The sequence below is a fragment of the Agromyces sp. NPDC029043 genome, from assembly GCF_055564615.1.
On the sequence record NZ_JBVHVX010000003.1, the window covers coordinates 119987 to 138171 of the forward strand.

Here is an 18185-nt window from a genome sequence, read left to right on the forward strand (position 1 = left end):
AGGGAACCGGTTCCCGATCAGGAGGTGCGCGATGCCGGCCGGCGACGCCGTGTACCTCGATCATGCCGCGACCACGCCGATGCGGCCCGAGGCGATCGATGCGATGACCGCGGCGCTCGGGATCGTGGGCAACCCGTCGTCGATCCACAGCGCCGGCCAGCACGCCAAGCGCGTGCTCGAGGAGTCGCGCGAGCAGGTCGCCGAAACGCTCGGCGCCGACCCGATCGAGGTCGTGTTCACCGGCAGCGGCACCGAGGCGGTGAACCTCGCGATCAAGGGGCTGTACTGGCGTCGGCGGCACGAGACGGGCGCGCACCGGATCCTCATGCCGGCCGGCGAGCACCACGCCACCATCGACACGGTCGAGTGGCTCGCGGGCGCCGAGGGCGCCGAGATCGAGGAGCTCCCGCTCGACGAGCTCGGACGTCTGCGCATCGACGCGCTCGCCGCGGTACTCGGGCGCGGCGCGCCATCCGTCGCCCTGGTCACGATGCTCTGGGCGAACAACGAGGTCGGCACGATCGAGCCGGTGCGCGAGGTCGCCGAGCTGTGCGCGCGGGCGGGCGTGCCGCTGCACGTCGATGCGATCGCGGCGTACGGTCACGTGCCGATCGACCTGCACGCGATCCGCCTCGACACGAACGCGCCGCCCGGCGCCGGACTCGTCGCGATCAGCGTCTCTGCGCACAAGCTCGGCGGCCCCGTCGGCATCGGCGCGCTCGTGCTCGACCGCTCGACGCGCATCGAGCCGCTCCTGCACGGCGGCGGCCAGCAGCGACGCATCCGCTCGGGCACGCAGGATGTCGCCGCCGCGGCCGGCTTCGCGGCGGCTGCGCGCGCCGCCGCCGGGCAGCGTGCGGTCGAAGACGAGCGGATGTCGCGCCTGCGCGACCGGCTGGTGGCGGGTGTCGCGGCGAGCGTGCCCGAGGCTCGGCTCTCGGGCGATCCCGACCCTGCCGGCCGGCTGCCCGGCAACGCGCACTTCTCCTTCCCCGGATGCGAGGGCGACTCGCTGCTGTTCCTGCTGGATGCCGCAGGCGTCGCCGTCTCGACGGGTTCGGCGTGCCAGGCCGGCGTGCCCGAGCCCTCGCACGTGCTGCTGGCCATGGGCCGCTCCGAGGAGGAGGCGCGCGGTGCGCTGCGCATCACCCTCGGCCGCACGACGACCGACGCCGACGTCGACGCGTTCCTCGACGCCCTCCCGGCCGCCTACGAGCGCGCCGCGCGCGCCGGCATGGCGAGCCGCGCCACGAGCTTCGACCGCTGACCTGCCGTCCGGGATCCCGAGCCGGTCTGCGGCGAGCACGTCGAGCGCAGGAGGATGATGGATCCATGCCCGCTGCCCACCGTCCCGGACTTCGGATCGGCTTCGGACTCACGATCCCAGAGTCCGAGTTGTCCTGGCGGTTCTCGAGATCGTCCGGTCCCGGCGGGCAGGGTGTGAACACCGCCGACTCCCGAGTGGAACTCGTGTGGGATGTGGCAGGGTCGGCCGTCCTCACTCCGCTCCAGAGGGAGCGACTCCTCGAGCGTCTGAGCAGTCGCGTCGTCGGGGGAGTGCTGACGATCACCGCATCCGAGCATCGCGCGCAACTGCGCAACAGGACTGCTGCGCGCGCTCGGCTCGCCGCCGTCGTGGCCGAGGCCCTGCGGCCGCCGTCACCGTCACGACGACCGACACGTCGGAGTCGAGGGGCCGAAGAACGGCGGTTGCAGGCGAAGAAGCGGCGCACCGACCTCAAGCGATTGCGTCGCCCACCTGGCGACTGACCACGTGCACTTCCGGCGGGAGCCGGCTCAGTTCCCGCCGATGACGTGATCGGGTAGGTCATGCTGGCGCTTGGCCGCGGTCGCTTCGCAGCCCACGGCCGGCGCCATTCCGGCGCCGGGAAGGGGTCGGCGAAGTAGAGCGTTTCACGCGCGACCCTGTCGCCTCGGAACTGCATGATCTTGACGAAGTGCACGGCCCCCGCGGCATCCGCTCAGGACCGGGTTCGTAGACTGGACGCCATGCGAGTCCTGGCAGCGATGAGCGGCGGCGTCGACAGCGCCGTCGCGGCGGCGCGCGCCGTCGACGCCGGGCACGACGTGGTCGGCGTGCACCTGGCGCTCAGCCGCATGCCGGGAACGCTGCGCACGGGCAGCCGCGGCTGCTGCACCATCGAGGACTCGATGGACGCCCAGCGCGCCGCGAACGTGCTCGGCATCCCGTACTACGTGTGGGACTTCTCCGAGCGGTTCAAGGCCGACGTCGTCGACGACTTCATCGCCGAGTACACGGCGGGCCGCACGCCGAACCCGTGCATGCGCTGCAACGAGCGCATCAAGTTCGCCGCGCTCCTCGAGAAGGCCCTCGCGCTCGGCTTTGACGCGGTCTGCACCGGCCACTACGCGACGATCGTGACGGATGCCGCGGGCCACCGCCAACTGCATCGCGCGAGCGCGTGGGCGAAAGACCAGTCGTACGTGCTCGGCGTGCTCACCGCCGAGCAGCTCGCGCACGCGTACTTCCCGCTCGGGGACACGCCCTCGAAGCAGCTGGTGCGCGAGGAGGCGGCGCGCCGCGGCCTCAGCGTCGCGCAGAAGCCCGACTCGCACGACATCTGCTTCATCCCCGACGGCGACACGCGCGGCTGGCTCGGCGACAAGGTCGGCATCGCCCCAGGTGACATCGTCGACCGCTCGGGCGAGGTCGTCGGCTCGCACGAGGGCGCGCACGCCTACACGGTCGGCCAGCGCCGCGGCCTGCACCTCGGCACGCCCGCGCCCGACGGCCGGCCCCGCTTCGTGCTCGAGGTCCGCCCGAAGGAGAACACCGTCGTGGTCGGACCCAGGGAGGCGCTCGCGATCGCCGAGATCGCCGGCGCCCGCTTCACGTGGGCGGGTCTGCCGCCCGTCGATCCGGGCGATCCCTTCTCGTGCGAGGTGCAGATTCGCGCGCACGCCGATCCGGTGCCCGCGGTCGCGAAGGTCCTGACGGATGCCGCCGGCTCGGCCGAACTCGTGATCACGCCCGAGCAGCCGCTCGGCGGCGTCGCGCCCGGCCAGACCGCCGTGGTCTACGTGGGCACGCGCGTACTCGGCCAGTGCACGATCGACCGCACCGTGAGCGCCGTCCCCGCCGACGCCTAGTCACCGCTCGTCGATCGGTGGAAGCGAGCACACCTGAACGTCTCCCGAGCGTTGCCTGCGCTTCGAGGGCGCCGGAGGCCCTCGTGTCAAGGCCCCTGCCGCCGGGGGGCCGCAGTCGTATCGTCGAAGTGGCGCCGCAGGCTCCACCCGTGTGCGGCGTACACGACGAGAGGACCTGTCATGAGCACCTCATCCGATCGACCCGGCCCTGACGCGTACCCGCCCACTCCGGCGGACCGCGACGGCGACGGCGTCCGCGACGACCGCGAGGTCGCCGACCGGAACCGCGACGGCGTGCCCGACGATCGCGGCCGCCACGTCGGGCGCGAGGAGCGGCTCGTCTCCGATCCAGCACTCCGCGCGGCCGTCGTCGACCGCGAACGCGAGCGCTTCGGCGGCTTCAAGTTCGGCGCCGCGTTCTTCGGCTGGCTCACCGCCGTCGGGGTCACCGTGCTCCTCACGGCCCTCCTCGCCGCGACCGGCGCCGCGCTCGGCCTCGGCACGCTGGGGGCGGCCGTCGACGAGGCCGCAGCCGAGAACGTCGAGACGATCGGCATCGTCGGCATCATCGCGCTGCTCGTCATCCTCTTCGTGGCGTACTTCGCCGGCGGCTACGTGGCCGGGCGCATGGCACGCTTCAACGGCATGAAGCAGGGGCTGGCGGTGTGGCTCTGGGCCATCGTCATCGCCGTCGTCGCCGCGGTGATCGCGGCGGTCGCCGGAAGCCAGTACGACATCTTCGCCAACCTCAATGCGTTCCCGCGGATCCCGGTCAACGAGGGCGCACTCACGGTGACGGGCATCGTGACCCTGGTCCTGGTGATCCTCGCGAGCCTCGGCGGAGCCATCCTCGGGGGCAAGGCCGGCACGCGGTACCACCGCAAGGTGGACGCCGCCGGCTTCGGCGCCTGACGCAGGGGGCGCGGCGCCGGAGAGGGGTGCGCGGTGGGGGCCGCGCACCCCGCCCGGTGCACCTGCCCGCCCGGGGTCCGGCGGAGCGTCGGAGGCCCTCGTTAGGCTTGCCCCGTGGCATCCGTCGACGACATCGCGACCCCGACCGTGACCCGTGAAGACGCGGCCGACGAGGTCGCCGATCTCACCATCCGCATCAACGAGGCGCGCGACGCCTATTACGAGCGCGACACCGTGCTCATCAGCGACGCCGAGTACGACGGGCTCATGCACCGGCTCGAGGAACTCGAGCGGCTCTACCCCGAGCTCCAGAGCCAGGACAGTCCGACCCTGACCGTGGGCGGCCGCGGCGAGACCACCCTCTTCGCGCCCGTCGAACACGCCGAGCGCATGCTCAGCCTCGACAACGTCTTCTCGGCCGCCGAGCTCGCCGAGTGGGCTGCGCGTGCCGAGGCCGCCGCGGGCCGGCGCGTGCACTGGCTGTGCGAGCTGAAGATCGACGGGCTCGCGCTGAGCCTGCGCTACCAGCGGGGCCGCCTGGTCTCCGCGGCCACGCGCGGCGACGGCCGGGTCGGCGAAGATGTCACCGAGAACGTCCGCTTCATCCCCGGCATCCCGCTCAAGCTCGAGGGCGAGGGGCACCCCGAGCTCGTCGAGGTCCGTGGTGAGGTGTTCTTCCCGACCGAGGCGTTCGGAGCACTGAACGCACGACAGGCGGAGGCGGGCGAACGCGAGTTCGCGAACCCGCGCAACGCCGCGAGCGGATCGCTGCGGCAGAAGTCCGAGGGCAAGAGCGCCGCGCAGCTCGAGCTCATGCGCCGGCGGCTGTCCGGCCTCCAGATGCTCGTCCACGGGATCGGCGCGTGGCCCGATCCGCCCGTGTCGGCGCAGTCCGAGGTCTACGAGCTGCTCGCCGGGTGGGGGCTGCCCACGTCGGCCCGCTATCGTGTGGTCGATTCGATCGAGGGCGTCCAGGAGTTCGTCACGTACTACGGCGAGCACCGGCACTCGGTCGAGCACGAGATCGACGGCGTCGTCGTGAAGATCGACGAGCTCGCACTGCACGACGAACTGGGGGCCACCAGCCGGGCTCCCCGGTGGGCGATCGCCTACAAGTACCCGCCCGAGCAGGTGAACACGAAGCTGCTCGACATCGTCGTGAGCGTCGGCCGCACGGGCCGGGCGACGCCGTTCGCCGTGATGGAGCCCGTGCGCGTCGCCGGTTCGGTCGTCCGCCAGGCGACCCTGCACAACCAGGAGGTCGTCAAGGCGAAGGGGGTGCTCATCGGCGACACCGTCGTGCTGCGCAAGGCCGGCGACGTCATCCCCGAGGTGCTCGGGCCCGTGGTCGAACTGCGCGACGGCGACGAGCACGCATTCGTGATGCCGGCGGAGTGCCCCGAGTGCGGCACGCCGCTGCGGCCGATGAAGGAGGGCGACATCGACCTCCGCTGCCCGAACGCGCGCGCGTGCCCCGCTCAGGTCCGCGGCCGCGTCGAGCACATCGGCTCGCGCGGCGCCCTCGACATCGAGGCCCTCGGCGAGGTGTCCGCGGCCGCGCTCACGCAGCCGCGCGTGCCCGAGGAGCCGCCGCTGCCCACCGAGGCGGGGCTGTTCGACCTCGTCGTCGACGACCTCATCCCGATCGAGGTCGTCGTGCGCGATGCCGAGACCGGACTCGAGAAGCTCGAGGCCGACGGCTCCGCCCGAGTCCGCGCGCCGTTCCGGCGCAACCCGACCGCCGCCGAGCGCAAATCCGGAATCGTCGGGCCGCAACCGTCCGCCAGCGCGCTGAAGCTCATCGACGAGATCGGCAAGGCCAAGACCAAGCCGCTCTGGCGGATCCTCGTCTCGCTCAACATCCGGCATGTCGGGCCGGTGGCCGCGCGCGCACTGGCCGACCACTTCGGCTCCCTCGACGCCGTCCGGGCCGCCTCGCGCGAGGAGCTCGCGCAGGTCGAGGGCGTCGGCGGCATCATCGCCGACTCGCTCATCGACTGGTTCGAGGTCGACTGGCACCGCGAGATCGTCGATCGCTGGGCCGCCGCGGGCGTCCAGTTCGCCACGCCGGGCCATCCCGGCCCCGGGCGCGCCGCCGACACCGGCGGCGTCCTCGCCGGGCTCACGGTCGTCGCGACGGGCAGCCTCGAGGGCTTCACCCGCGAAGGAGCGCAGGAGGCTATCATCGCGGCAGGGGGCAAGGCGGCATCGAGCGTGTCGAAGAAGACCGACTTCGTCGCGGCGGGCCCGGGGGCCGGGTCCAAGCTCGCGAAGGCCGAGGAGCTCGGCATCCGGGTCCTCGACGCGGCGCAGTTCGCGATCCTCGTCAGCGAGGGGCCCGACGCGCTCGGCTGAGGGGGGCGGCATGGCGGAGAGCGGCGACGAACGCGCGCACGAGGGCGGCGCCGAGGCGTCGGGCGCGACCCGGCGCGAGTTCCTCAAGATCGGCGGGGTGGCCGGCGCCGCGGCCGTGGTCGCCGGGGGAGGAGCGGCGGCCGCCGGCGCGGCCGTCGGACATGCCACGGGAGTGAGCGACGGCGCCGCGGGGATCGCGGCGCTGCCGAAGGCTCCCGCGCCCCGCTCCAAGCCCGGGTTCGACCACCTCGTCGTCGTGATGGGCGAGAACCGCTCCTTCGACAACCTGCTCGGCTGGCTCTACGACGCCGAGACGCTCCCCGACGGCGCCGCGTTCGACGGCCTGGCGTTCGGCGACTACGCCAACACCGCGCCCGACGGCGAGCGCGTCCCCGTGCACCTCTACGCGGGTTCGACCGACGTGATCATGAGCCGGCCCCACCCGGATCCGGGCGAGGAGTTCCCGCACGTCAACACGCAGCTGTTCGGCACCATCCGCCCCGACTCGAACGCCTCCGCCGCGATCGACGACATGCAGGCGCCGTTCAACGCCCCCGACCCGGGCACCGCACCGAGCATGGACGGCTTCCTCGTCGACTACGCCAACCACGTCGAGCACGAGGTGCACGATGCGGGTCACCGCGACATCCACCAGATCATGGGTTCGTTCTCGCCCGAGATGCTGCCGGTGCTCTCGACGCTCGCCAGGGGCTTCACGGTGTACGACGCGTGGCATTGCGCCGTGCCCAGCCAGACCTTCTGCAACCGCTCCTTCTTCCACGCCTCCACGTCGCACGGGTTCGTCACCAACCGTGGCGGCAAGGGCTACCGCAAGTGGCTCGACGCCAAGGCGACGCCGACGATCTTCAACCGGCTCGAGGAGGCGGGGCTCGACTGGCGGATCTACTTCGACGACGTCCAGCTCGTCTCCATGACCGGCATCATCCACGCCCCCGCCCTCGAGGAGTACTGGCGCACCGATCACTTCGCACCCATGTCGCAGTTCTGGGATGACGTCGCGGGCGGAACGCTCCCGCCGTACGCCTTCGTCGAACCGCGCATGATCTACGACCACAACGACTTCCACCCTCCGGTGGGCCCCCTGCGCGAGTCCGACGTCGAGGGTCGCGAGGTCACCGACAGCGCGATTTCCGACGTCCGGGCCGGCGAACTGCTCGTCCACCGCATCTACACGGCCATCCGGGAGAGCGCGACCGACGGCGGATCGAACGCGATGAACACCATGCTGCTCATCACGTTCGACGAGCACGGCGGCACCTACGACCACGTCGCGCCGCCCGCCGCGACGCCGCCGCACGCCGATGCGAAGCCCGGCGAGATGGGCTTCACGTTCGACCGGCTCGGCTGCCGGGTCCCGGCCATCGCGATCTCCGCGTACACGGCCGAGGGCGGCGTCGTCCACGACGCGATGCACCACGGCTCGGTCATCGCCACGCTCTGCAAGCTCCACCGGCTCGATCCGCTCACCGGTCGCGACGACGGGGCGCCCGACATCCTGAACGCCGTGACCCTCGACGCGCCGCGTCATCCGCTGACCTGGCCGGCCACGACCCCGCAGTACACTCCGCCGAACCCCGAGTCGCAGCCGCCCCACCCCGGCGACGCGCACCGCACCGCGCCGCTCAGCCCACCGGCCCGGGGATTGCTCGGCCTGCTCATCGCGAAGTACGGCGACGGCAGCGAGCCCGAGCCGGAGACCTACGGCGAGGCGTACGAGCTGCTGCAGAAGTACGGCATCGGCCTGTTCGGCGCGCCTCGATAGAATCGCTGGCATCCCCATCCCCACACGACGGAGCAGCATGTCTGAAATCAGCGCCGAGCAGGTCGCGCACCTCGCGAACCTCGCTCGCATCGCGCTCACGGAGGAAGAGATCGGCCACCTCACGACGGAACTCGGCCAGATCATGCAGGCGGTCGAGAAGGTGAGCGAGGTGGCCACGCCCGACGTGCCGTCCACCAGTCACCCGATCCCGTTGCACAACCCGCTCCGCGACGACGTCGTCGGCGACGTGCTCACCGTCGAGGAGGCCCTCTCGGGCGCGCCCGAGCGCGACGGCGACCGGTTCGTGGTCTCGGCGATCCTGGGGGAGGAGCAGTGAGCGACCTGATCCGCCTGAGCGCCGCCGACCTCGCCGCCAAGCTCGCCGCCGGCGAGGTCTCGTCCGTCGAGGCCACCAGGGCCCACCTCGACCGCATCGCCGCCGTCGACGGCGCCGTGCACGCGTTCCTGCATGTCAACGAGGCCGCACTCGAGACCGCCGCCGAGGTCGACCGTCGGCGGGCCGCCGGCGATGACCTCGGCCCCCTCGCGGGCGTGCCGATCGCCATCAAGGACGTGCTCGTCACCACGGGCATGCCCTCGACGTCGGGTTCGCGCATCCTCGAGGGCTGGATTCCCCCGTACGACGCGACGCCCGTCCGAAAGGTCCGCGAGGCCGGCATGGTGCCGCTCGGGAAGACCAACATGGACGAGTTCGCGATGGGCTCCTCCACCGAGCACTCCGCATACGGCCCGACCCACAACCCGTGGGACCTCGAGCGCATCCCCGGCGGCTCCGGAGGCGGATCCGCGGCGGCGGTCGCCGCGTTCGAGGCGCCGCTCGCGCTCGGCAGCGACACGGGCGGCTCGATCCGCCAGCCCGCCCACGTCACCGGCACGGTCGGCACCAAGCCCACCTACGGCGGCGTGAGCCGCTACGGCTCGATCGCGCTGGCGTCGTCGCTCGACCAGGTCGGCCCGGTGAGCCGCACGGTGCTCGACGCCGCGCTGCTGCACGACGTGATCGCCGGCCACGACCCGCACGACCAGACCTCGATCCCCGACCCGTGGCCGTCGATGGCCGAGGCCGTTCGGCGGGCGGATGTCTCGGGGCTGCGCATCGGCGTCGTGAAGGAGCTCGACACCGACGGTTTCCAGTCCGGCGTGCGGCAGCGGTTCCACGAGGCGCTCGAGCTGCTGGCGGCCAACGGCGCCGAGATCGTCGAGGTCGGCGCCCCGAACTTCGAGTACGCGATCGCCGCGTACTACCTGATCCTGCCCGCCGAGGCGTCCTCCAACCTCGCGAAGTTCGACTCGGTCCGCTTCGGGTTGCGCGTCACGCCCGACGGCGGCGGCACGGTCGAGGAGGTCATGGCGGCAACGCGCGAAGCCGGGTTCGGTCCCGAGGTCAAGCGCCGCATCATCCTCGGCACCTACGCGCTCTCGGCCGGGTACTACGACGCGTACTACGGCAGCGCTCAGAAGGTGCGCACGCTCGTGCAGCAGGACTTCGACGCCGCGTTCGGCGAGGTCGACGTGCTGGCCACCCCCACGGCGCCGACCACCGCGTTCAAGCTGGGCGAGAAGCTCGACGACCCGCTCGCGATGTACCTCAACGACGTCGCGACGATCCCGGCCAACCTGGCGGGCGTGCCCGGCATCTCGGTGCCCGTGGGCCTGGCGCCCGAAGACGGCCTGCCGGTCGGCATCCAGTTCCTCGCGCCCGCACGCGAGGATGCCCGCCTGTACAACGTCGGCGGCGCGCTCGAGGCACTGCTCGTCGACCGGTGGGGCGGCCCGCTGCTCGCGCAGGCACCCGACCTGTCCACCCACGAACTCATGGCGACCGAGGAGGGCGTGGTCTGATGGCGCGCGCGGCATTGATGGACTTCGACGAGGCCCTCGACCGGTTCGAGCCGGTGATCGGCCTCGAGGTGCACGTCGAACTCAACACGACCACCAAGATGTTCTCCCCGGCCCCCAACCCGGCGAACAGCGCCTACCACGGCGCCGAGCCGAACACGCTCGTCGCGCCGGTCGACATGGGCCTGCCCGGCTCGTTGCCGGTCGTCAACGGCACCGCGGTGCGGTACTCGATCTCGCTCGGCTTGGCCCTGGGCTGCTCGATCGCGGCGTCGAGCCGGTTCGCGCGGAAGAACTACTTCTACCCCGACCTCGGCAAGAACTACCAGATCTCGCAGTACGACGAGCCGATCGCCTTCGAGGGTTCGGTCGAGGTCGAGCTCGCGAACGGTCGGACGTTCCAGGTCGCGATCGAGCGCGCCCACATGGAGGAGGATGCCGGCAAGCTCACGCACGTCGGCACGACGGGCCGCATCCACGGCGCCGAGTACTCGCTCGTGGACTACAACCGCGCCGGCGTGCCGCTCGTCGAGATCGTCACGAAGCCGATCGTGGGCGCCGGGGCCGATGCGCCCGCACTCGCCCGCGCCTACGTGGCGACGATCCGCGACATCGTGCTCTCGCTCGGCATCTCCGAGGCGCGGATGGAGCGCGGCAACCTGCGCTGCGATGCCAACGTGTCGCTGCGTCCGAAGGGCCAGGAGAAGTTCGGCACGCGCACCGAGACGAAGAACGTCAACTCGATGCGCTCGGTCGAGCGCGCGGTGCGCTACGAGATCCAGCGCCAGGCGGCGATCCTCGCCGACGGCGGAACGATCACGCAGGAGACGCGCCACTGGCACGAGGACACGGGCACCACGAGCCCGGGCCGGCCGAAGTCCGACGCCGACGACTACCGCTACTTCCCCGAGCCCGACCTGCTGCCCGTGGAGCCCGAGCCGGCGCTCATCGAGGAGCTCCGGGCCGCGCTGCCCGAGCCGCCCGCGGCACGCCGCCGACGCCTCAAGGCGGAGTGGGGCTTCACCGACATCGACTTCCAGGGCGTCGTGAACGGCGGCCTGCTCAACGAGGTGCTCGCCACGGTCGAGGCGGGCGCCACGCCGGCCGCCGCGCGCAAGTGGTGGACTGGCGAGCTCACGCGCATCGCGAACGCGCGCGGCACGGATGCCGCCGAGCTGGCCGAGCCGGCGCAGGTCGCCGAGCTGGCGGCGCTCGTCGACGAGGGCGTGCTCACCGACCGCCTCGCCCGTCAGGTGCTCGAGGGCGTCGTCGCCGGCGAGGGCTCGCCGCGCGAGATCGTCGATGCGCGCGGGCTTGCGGTCGTCTCCGACGACGGCGCGCTGATCGCCGCGATCGACGACGCGCTCGCCGCGCAGCCCGACGTGCTCGCGAAGATCCGCGACGGCAAGGTGCAGGCGGCCGGGGCCGTGATCGGCGCGGTCATGAAGGCCATGCAGGGCAAGGCCGATGCGGCACGGGTCCGCGAGCTCGTGCTCGAGCGCGCCGGCGGCGACGCGTAGCCCGATCGACGACCGGATGCCGCGGGGCGACCCGTCCCCGTCGCACCGCGGCATCCGTCGTTTCCCAGCGGGTTCATGGTGGGCGCCGATACGCTGGCGTTCCCTACGGAAGTGAGGACATCATGGGTTTCCTTGACCGGCTCTTCGGCGGCGGCGACGATCGCGACCGCCGGCCCGCGCCGCAGGTACCGCAGGCGCCGCAGCAGCGCCGCCTCAGCGACGACGAGCTCGCGATCGAGCGCTACCGCTACCTGCTGCGCACCGCGCCGCCCGAGTCGATCGAGGCGGTGCACGCCGAGGCCTTCGCGAAGCTGACGCCCGAGCAGCGCCAACAGGTGTACCGCTCGCTGGCCGAGCAGGCGCCCGCGGGCGAGCGGATCGGCTCCGACGACCCGCAGTCGCTCGCGCGCGCCGCGACGCGCCAGGAGCTCCGCCAGCCGGGGTCCATGGAACGCGCCTTCGCGGGCCCTCAGGGCGGTGGCGCCTACGGCCGCCAAGGAGGTCCGTCCTTCGGCTCGATGGTCGGCGGCTCGCTGCTGGGCACCGTGGCCGGTGTCGTGATCGGCAGCGCGATCGCCCAGGCGTTCCTTCCCGACCCGGCGGCGTTCGACGCGGCCGGCGCCGAGGGAGCGGATGCCGCAGGCGACACGGGCGCGGACTCGGCGGACGCCGGCGGCGACGCCGGTGGCGACTGGGGCGGCTCGGGAGGCGACTGGGGCGGCTCCGGGGGCGACTTCGGCGGCGATTTCGGCGGCGGCGACTTCGGTGGCGACTTCGGCGGATTCTGATCACGGCGACCTCGTCGGCCGTGGCCGCTAGGGTCGCAGCATGAGCAAGCAGGACGGCTCGTCGCGACAGGTCACCACCGGCCCGGTCGACGATTCGGCGACGCCGATCCTGCACGTCGACATGGATGCGTTCTTCGTGTCCGTCGAACTGCTGCGGCGTCCCGAGCTTCGAGGCAAGCCGGTGCTGGTCGGCGGCACCGCCGGCCGCGGGGTGGTGGCGGCGGCGAGCTACGAGGCGCGGCGCTTCGGCGTGAACTCGGCGATGCCGATGTCGGTCGCCCTGCAGCGGTGCCCGAACGCGGTCGTGCTCCGCGGCGACTACCAGCGGTACGCCGAGTACTCCGACCGGGTCATGACGATCTTCCGCGAGCTCACGCCGCTCGTCGAGCCGCTCTCGATCGACGAGGCGTTCCTCGACGTGTCCGGGGCGCGACGCCTGCACGGCAGCCCGGCCCAGATCGCGTGGACGATCCGGCGGCGCGTGCGCGACGAGACCGGGTTGACGTGCTCGGTGGGGGTCGCCGCGAGCAAGTACGTCGCCAAGGTCGCCTCCTCGCGCGCGAAGCCCGACGGCATGCTGGTGGTTCCGGCCTCGGAGACCACCCGATTCCTGCATCCGCTTCCCGTGTCGGCGCTCTGGGGGGTGGGCCGCGTGACCGAGCAGTCGCTGCTGAAGCTCGGGCTCCGCACGGTGGGCGACGTCGCCGACATGCCCGCCGACGCCTTGACTCGCGCGGTCGGCCCGGCGCTGGCCGCGCGGCTCTCGCGCCTCGCGAACGGCGTCGACCCGCGCGATGTCGAGACGAGCCGCGTCGAGAAGAGCATCGGACACGAGACGACGTTCCACCACGACCTGGTCGACCACGACGAGATCGCGCGCGAGCTCCTCCGGCTCGCAACCGACGTGGGCGTCCGGCTGCGCAGGGCGGCGATGCTCGCACGCACGGTCACGCTCAAGCTCCGCTACGGCGACTTCACCACCGTCACCCGGTCGCGCACGCTCGCCGAGCCGACCGATGTCGCCAGGCGCATCTACGAGGAGGCACTCGTTCCGCTGGGCGAACTCGTCGGCGACGGCCGTCGCGTCCGCCTCATCGGCGTGCGCGCCGAGCACCTTCGCGCTGTGGGCGATGGCGCGCCGCTGTGGGATCCCGACGAGGACTGGCGCGACGCCGAACGCACGATCGACGAAGTGGTGCGCCGCTTCGGGCGCGGTGCGGTGCGGCCCGCCTCGCTCGTGCGACCCGACGCGCCGGGGCCGCTGCCGACCGCCGGAACCGGGTGGGAACGTGACGACGCCGACGAGCCGGCGTCGCAGCGGGGCCGCCCCTCACGCTCCGGCCGTCCCGACGGGCCGCTGCCGCCCGGCGCGCGCGCGTTCTCGTGATCCTGCGGCCGGCGGCATCCGTCAAGACCCTTTCGAGGCCCGGGCCGCACCGGTAGCGTGGCCGCATGGCTGATTTCGTGCTCGAGCTCGCAGACAAGGTCGCCGGGGTCGGGGTTCGCACCTCGTACGCCGAGAAGGTCGAGATGGGCGGTGTCGACCTCGTTCCGGTCGCCCTCGGCGCGTACGGTTTCGGCGGCGGTTCCGGGAACGCCCCGGAACAGGGCGAGGGGTCGGGCGGCGGCGGGGGCGGATGGTCCGTGCCGCTCGGCGCGTACGTGAGCCGCGGCGGCGACGTGCGCTTCGAGCCGAACATCCTCGGCCTGCTGATCGTCGCGATCCCGCTCGTGGCCGTCACCGGGAAGGCGCTGAAGCTCGTCATCCGCGCGTTGAAGCGGTAGCGGGAGCGAACGCCACGCGCCCACCCGCCGGCCGCGTCATGCGGTGCACGGCGGGCGTATACTCGTGCTCGAACACGGGAGTCCGGTGAGCCGGGCTGAGAGGAAGGTTCTCCAACCTTCGACCGTCGAACCTGATCTGGGTCATGCCAGCGCAGGGAGGGCATCCGATCTCATCTCCCGTGCCGCTTTCCACGAGACGAAAGGGCACGAACAGTGCACGAGACATCCAGCGGCACCGACCGCACCACGGCCGCAGCCACCGAGCGCGCGGCATCCCAGGGCACGGCCCCGACGGCCGCAGACCAGGCACCCGTGCGCTCGCGCTGGCGCGTGGTCGACATCGTCGTGGCGAGCGTCATCGGCGTCGCCACCGGACTCGTCTTCCTCATCTGGAACAACGTCGGCTACGCCTGGTTCAGCGCGGCCGACGCGGTCACCCCCGGCCTCGGGGGCATCGCCGTGGGCATCTGGCTCATCGGCGGCGTGCTCGGCGGGCTGATCATCCGCAAGCCGGGTGCCGCGCTGTACGTCGAACTGCTCGCCGCGATCGTGTCGGCGCTCATCGGCAACCAGTGGGGCATCGAGACGATCTACTCGGGCATCGCGCAGGGCCTCGGGGCCGAGCTCGTCTTCCTCGCCGGCGGCTACCGCCGCTTCGGCGTCGTGACGGCCATGCTCGCCGGCGCCGCGGCGGGCCTCGCCGCGTGGACGCTCGAGCTCTTCCTCTCCGGGAACCTGCAGAAGTCCGCCGAGTTCCTCGTCCTGTACCTCGGCACCGTCGTGGTCTCCGGCGCCGTCCTCGCCGGCCTGCTCGGCTGGATCGTCGTGCGGGCGCTCGCAGCCACCGGCGCACTGAACCGGTTCGGTGCCGGGCGGGACGTGACCGGACGGGTCTGACCGTGGCGCATTCCGCCGGTCTCGCCGGCCCCGCCCGCGTGGACGCCACGGGGTGGGGCTGGCGGCACGCCGGACGCCGCCGGCACGCGCTGCAGGGCGTCGACCTCGTCATCGAGCCGGGTGAGCGCGTGCTGCTCCTCGGCCCCTCGGGGTCGGGCAAGTCGACGCTGCTCCACGCGCTCGCCGGGGTGCTCGGCGGCGACGACGAGGGCGAACACACCGGCTCGCTCCGGATCGACGGCCGGCCGGCCGCCGCAGCCCGCGGGCGCGCGGGGCTCGTGCTCCAGGACCCGGACTCCCAGGTCATCCTCGCCCGCGTCGGCGACGACGTGGCCTTCGGCTGCGAGAACCTCGGCGTGCCCCGCGACGAGACGTGGCGCCGGGTCGCCGAGGCCGTCGACGCGGTCGGCCTCGACCTGCCCCTCGATCACCCGACCGCACGGCTGTCGGGCGGGCAGAAGCAACGGCTCGCGCTGGCGGGCGCGATCGCGATGCGCCCCGGCCTGCTGCTGCTCGACGAGCCCACCGCCAACCTCGATCCCGAGGGCGTCGCCGAGGTGCGCGAGGCCGTCGAACGCGTGCTCGAACGCACCGGCGCGACGCTCGTGGTGGTCGAGCATCGCGTCGAGGTCTGGCAGCACCTCGTCAACCGGGTCGTGGTGCTCGGCGCCGACGGTGCGCTCGTCGCCGACGGACCGCCCTCCGACGTGCTCGCGACCCGCGCCGAGCAGCTCGCGGCCGCGGGCGTGTGGGTGCCGGGCGTTCCGCTCGGGGTGCCGTCGGCGGATGGCGCGGGCGCCGGAGGCGCACCGATGCTCGCGGCGCGCGAGCTCGCCATCGGGCGCGCACGGGGCGCCGTCCTGCACCGGAGCCTCGACCTGGCGCTCCCGGCGGGCACGTCGAGCGTCCTCACCGGACCGAACGGAGCCGGCAAGTCCACGCTCGCGCTCACGCTCGGCGGGCTGCTCGAGCCGCGGGCCGGCTCGGTCGTCGCGGCGCCCGAGCTCGCGCGCGGGCTCGGAGCTTCGCCCGTGAGGTGGCGGTCGCGCGACCTCCTGACCCGCATCGGCACGGTCTTCCAGGAGCCCGAGCACCAGTTCGTCGCCGCGACCGTCCGCGATGAGATCGCCATCGCACCGCGAGCGCTCCGCCTCGCCGACCCCGAGGTCGATGCCCGCGTCGACGAGGTGCTGACGCGGCTGCGGCTCGCGCACCTCGCCGCGGCGAACCCCTTCACGCTGTCCGGCGGCGAGGCCCGACGCCTCTCGGTGGCCTCGGTGCTCGCGACCCGCCCCGACGTCGTGATCCTCGACGAGCCCACGTTCGGGCAGGACCGCCTCGGGTGGGTGGAGCTCGTGCGCCTGCTGCACGAGCTCGTCCGCGGCGGGACGACGCTGCTCTCCGTCACACACGACCTCGCGTTCACCGAAGCGCTCGGCGCGCAGCGCCTCGTGCTCCAGCCGCATGACACGCGCGACGCCGCCAGGAGCCGACCGTGAGCGCGCCCGACCTCGACCGGCCCGCTCCTGAGCCGACGCTCCGATTCGTCGACGGCGTGAACCCCGCGACGCGCCTCGCGGCGGCCATGGTGCTCACCACGCCGCTGCTGCTCACGGTCGACTGGGTGAGCGCGGCGATCGCGCTCGTGATCCAGCTCGTGCTGTTCGCCATCGCGGGCGTCACGCCGGGGCTGCTCCTGCGCCGTACCTGGCCGATCCTCATCGCGGCGCCCGTCGCAGGCCTCAGCATGCTGCTGTACGGCCGACCCTCCGGTACCGTGCACTGGGAGTTCTGGCTCGCGCGCATCACCGACGGCTCGATCGAGCTCGCGATCGCCGTGACAGTCCGTGTCCTCGCCATCGGACTGCCCGCCGCGCTGCTGTTCATGCGCGTCGACCCCACCGACCTCGCCGACGGGCTCGCGCAGGTGGCCCGGCTGCCGGCGCGGTTCGTGCTCGGCGCGCTCGCGGCGACTCGGCTCGTCGGCCTGTTCGTCGAGGACTGGCGGGCCATGTCGCTCGCCCGCCGAGCGCGGGGGATCGGCGACCACGGTGCGCCTCGCCGCGCCGCGACGATGGCCTTCGCCCTCCTCGTGCTGGCCATCCGGCGCGGCACGAAGCTCGCGACCGCGATGGAGGCGCGGGGCTTCGGCGCCGACGTGGAGCGCACGTGGGCGCGGCCGTCGCGGGTAAGCCCTCGCGACGCGGCGCTGCTCGTGCTGGCTGCGGCGATCGCCGCCGTCGCCGTCGCGGGGTCCGTCTGGGCCGGCACGTTCCATCCGGTGTGGGCGTGACCGGCGCCCGCGCGTCGGCGCTGGGCCCGGCGGTGGCCGCGGTACGACGTGCCGCCGCCGGCACGCGCCATCCGCTCGTGCTCGTCGACGGGCCCAGCGGCGCCGGCAAGTCGACCTTCACGGCTGCGTTGCTCGAGGCCTGGCGCGGCGACGCGCCGACCGTCGTGCGCGTCGACGAGGCGATCCCCGGATGGCGCGGCCTCCACAGCGGCGCCGCCGCGCTCGCCGTCTCGCTCGTCGAACCGCACTCCCGCGGCGTCGTCGGCGTGGTGCATCGCTGGGACTGGGTCGCCGACCGCCCCGGCGTGGACCTGCGGATCGCTCCCGGTGCTCCGATGGTGGTGGACGGCTGCGGTGCCTTCCTCGCCGGCGCCGGCCGCGCTGATGCCGTGCGCGTCTGGCTCGACGCGCCGTACGCCGAACGCCGCGACCGCGCGCTCTCGCGCGACCTGGGCGCGTTCGATCCGTACTGGGACGGCTGGGAGACGGACTGGCGGCGCTACCTCGGCCGAGTTCGGCCCCACCGCGTCCCGGCCATCCGCGTGCGGCTCGGCGGACCGGCGCAGCGCGGCGCATGACCGCACCGACCCTGCAGGACTACGGTTGGGGCATGGCAGATGCATCGACCTACGTGGCTGAATTCCTCGACGGCCCCCTCGAAGGCGACTTCGAGCAGCGCGCGCTCGTCGGCGGCAAGCCCGAGAAGCGCGTCGGGATGGTCGCCGCGGTCGACGGGCTCGAGTCGCTGTTCTGGTACGACGCGGTCGACGAGCACGAGGTGAACGGGCAGCTTCGCGTGCGCTTCCGCTTCGACGCCGACGATTCCGACCCCGTGGAGTACGACGAGGAGAACGACTGAC

At 72.9% G+C, this 18185-nt stretch carries 17 protein-coding genes and 1 riboswitch; all 17 genes read left to right on the plus strand.

Translation table 11 applies throughout. The features are described from left to right. Window positions 1–31 precede the first annotated feature (31 nt). The 17 genes from ACZ4TW_RS05860 to ACZ4TW_RS05940 all read left to right on the plus strand — a co-directional run bounded on the left by ACZ4TW_RS05860 (window position 32) and on the right by ACZ4TW_RS05940 (window position 18184). Window positions 32–1267, plus strand: coding sequence for a cysteine desulfurase family protein (locus ACZ4TW_RS05860; protein WP_465541091.1), 1236 nt, complete (start codon window positions 32–34; stop codon window positions 1265–1267). 65 nt (window positions 1268–1332) lie between these two features. Beyond that, window positions 1333–1770, plus strand: a complete 438-nt coding sequence (arfB, locus tag ACZ4TW_RS05865) for an alternative ribosome rescue aminoacyl-tRNA hydrolase ArfB (protein WP_465541093.1) — start codon at window positions 1333–1335, stop codon at window positions 1768–1770. 240 nt (window positions 1771–2010) lie between these two features. Beyond that, entirely contained in the window at window positions 2011–3132 is a 1122-nt protein-coding gene (mnmA, locus tag ACZ4TW_RS05870; protein WP_465541095.1) for a tRNA 2-thiouridine(34) synthase MnmA, read from the plus strand. 180 nt (window positions 3133–3312) lie between these two features. Then, complete coding sequence (locus ACZ4TW_RS05875; protein ID WP_465541096.1) at window positions 3313–4044, plus strand: hypothetical protein; 732 nt, start codon at window positions 3313–3315, stop codon at window positions 4042–4044. A 132-nt stretch (window positions 4045–4176) separates the two neighbouring features. Then, entirely contained in the window at window positions 4177–6399 is a 2223-nt protein-coding gene (ligA, locus tag ACZ4TW_RS05880; RefSeq protein ID WP_465541423.1) for an NAD-dependent DNA ligase LigA, read from the plus strand. A 10-nt stretch (window positions 6400–6409) separates the two neighbouring features. After that, window positions 6410–8182: an alkaline phosphatase family protein gene (locus ACZ4TW_RS05885; protein ID WP_465541098.1), complete on the plus strand. Its 1773-nt coding sequence runs from the start codon at window positions 6410–6412 to the stop codon at window positions 8180–8182. 37 nt (window positions 8183–8219) lie between these two features. Next, a complete protein-coding gene (gatC, locus tag ACZ4TW_RS05890) occupies window positions 8220–8519 on the plus strand; it encodes an Asp-tRNA(Asn)/Glu-tRNA(Gln) amidotransferase subunit GatC (protein WP_465541100.1) in 300 nt (99 codons plus the stop codon). Then, entirely contained in the window at window positions 8516–10045 is a 1530-nt protein-coding gene (gene gatA / locus ACZ4TW_RS05895) for an Asp-tRNA(Asn)/Glu-tRNA(Gln) amidotransferase subunit GatA (RefSeq protein WP_465541102.1), read from the plus strand. Before gatC ends, gatA begins: the two co-directional genes overlap by 4 nt. Beyond that, window positions 10045–11562, plus strand: a complete 1518-nt coding sequence (gene gatB, locus ACZ4TW_RS05900; RefSeq protein WP_465541104.1) for an Asp-tRNA(Asn)/Glu-tRNA(Gln) amidotransferase subunit GatB — start codon at window positions 10045–10047, stop codon at window positions 11560–11562. The genes gatA and gatB overlap by 1 nt, the downstream gene beginning before the upstream one ends. A 122-nt stretch (window positions 11563–11684) precedes the next feature. After that, complete coding sequence (locus tag ACZ4TW_RS05905) at window positions 11685–12350, plus strand: hypothetical protein (protein ID WP_465541106.1); 666 nt, start codon at window positions 11685–11687, stop codon at window positions 12348–12350. A gap of 40 nt (window positions 12351–12390) precedes the next feature. After that, window positions 12391–13737 carry a DNA polymerase IV gene (locus ACZ4TW_RS05910; RefSeq protein ID WP_465541108.1) on the plus strand — a complete coding sequence of 449 codons (1347 nt, stop codon included), beginning with the start codon at window positions 12391–12393 and terminating at the stop codon, window positions 13735–13737. 65 nt (window positions 13738–13802) lie between these two features. After that, window positions 13803–14135, plus strand: a complete 333-nt coding sequence (locus ACZ4TW_RS05915; RefSeq protein WP_465541110.1) for a hypothetical protein — start codon at window positions 13803–13805, stop codon at window positions 14133–14135. Between the two features lie 64 nt (window positions 14136–14199). Continuing rightward, window positions 14200–14310, plus strand: a riboswitch (TPP riboswitch). Window positions 14311–14348: 38 nt separating this feature from the next. Next, the gene (locus tag ACZ4TW_RS05920; RefSeq protein WP_465541112.1) at window positions 14349–15032 is read left to right on the plus strand and encodes an ECF transporter S component; all 684 of its coding nucleotides are present in this window, start codon (window positions 14349–14351) and stop codon (window positions 15030–15032) included. 2 nt (window positions 15033–15034) lie between these two features. Further along, window positions 15035–16531, plus strand: a complete 1497-nt coding sequence (locus tag ACZ4TW_RS05925) for an ABC transporter ATP-binding protein (protein ID WP_465541114.1) — start codon at window positions 15035–15037, stop codon at window positions 16529–16531. Beyond that, window positions 16528–17325 carry an energy-coupling factor transporter transmembrane component T family protein gene (locus ACZ4TW_RS05930; RefSeq protein WP_465541116.1) on the plus strand — a complete coding sequence of 266 codons (798 nt, stop codon included), beginning with the start codon at window positions 16528–16530 and terminating at the stop codon, window positions 17323–17325. Before ACZ4TW_RS05925 ends, ACZ4TW_RS05930 begins: the two co-directional genes overlap by 4 nt. Next, window positions 17322–17903: a nucleoside/nucleotide kinase family protein gene (locus ACZ4TW_RS05935; protein ID WP_465541118.1), complete on the plus strand. Its 582-nt coding sequence runs from the start codon at window positions 17322–17324 to the stop codon at window positions 17901–17903. Before ACZ4TW_RS05930 ends, ACZ4TW_RS05935 begins: the two co-directional genes overlap by 4 nt. Window positions 17904–17935: 32 nt before the next feature. Continuing rightward, the gene (locus ACZ4TW_RS05940; RefSeq protein ID WP_465541120.1) at window positions 17936–18184 is read left to right on the plus strand and encodes a hypothetical protein; all 249 of its coding nucleotides are present in this window, start codon (window positions 17936–17938) and stop codon (window positions 18182–18184) included. The last annotated feature ends 1 nt before the right edge of the window (window position 18185 follow it).

Coding starts and splice junctions, on each gene's coding strand:
- mnmA (WP_465541095.1), top strand. CDS start 2,011: ATGCGAGTCCTGGCAGCGATGAGCGGCGGCGTCGACAGCGCCGTCGCG.
- arfB (WP_465541093.1), top strand. CDS start 1,333: ATGCCCGCTGCCCACCGTCCCGGACTTCGGATCGGCTTCGGACTCACG.
- gatB (WP_465541104.1), top strand. CDS start 10,045: ATGGCGCGCGCGGCATTGATGGACTTCGACGAGGCCCTCGACCGGTTC.
- ACZ4TW_RS05905 (WP_465541106.1), top strand. CDS start 11,685: ATGGGTTTCCTTGACCGGCTCTTCGGCGGCGGCGACGATCGCGACCGC.
- ACZ4TW_RS05940 (WP_465541120.1), top strand. CDS start 17,936: ATGGCAGATGCATCGACCTACGTGGCTGAATTCCTCGACGGCCCCCTC.
- ACZ4TW_RS05885 (WP_465541098.1), top strand. CDS start 6,410: ATGGCGGAGAGCGGCGACGAACGCGCGCACGAGGGCGGCGCCGAGGCG.
- ACZ4TW_RS05860 (WP_465541091.1), top strand. CDS start 32: ATGCCGGCCGGCGACGCCGTGTACCTCGATCATGCCGCGACCACGCCG.
- ACZ4TW_RS05915 (WP_465541110.1), top strand. CDS start 13,803: ATGGCTGATTTCGTGCTCGAGCTCGCAGACAAGGTCGCCGGGGTCGGG.
- ACZ4TW_RS05875 (WP_465541096.1), top strand. CDS start 3,313: ATGAGCACCTCATCCGATCGACCCGGCCCTGACGCGTACCCGCCCACT.
- gatC (WP_465541100.1), top strand. CDS start 8,220: ATGTCTGAAATCAGCGCCGAGCAGGTCGCGCACCTCGCGAACCTCGCT.
- ACZ4TW_RS05910 (WP_465541108.1), top strand. CDS start 12,391: ATGAGCAAGCAGGACGGCTCGTCGCGACAGGTCACCACCGGCCCGGTC.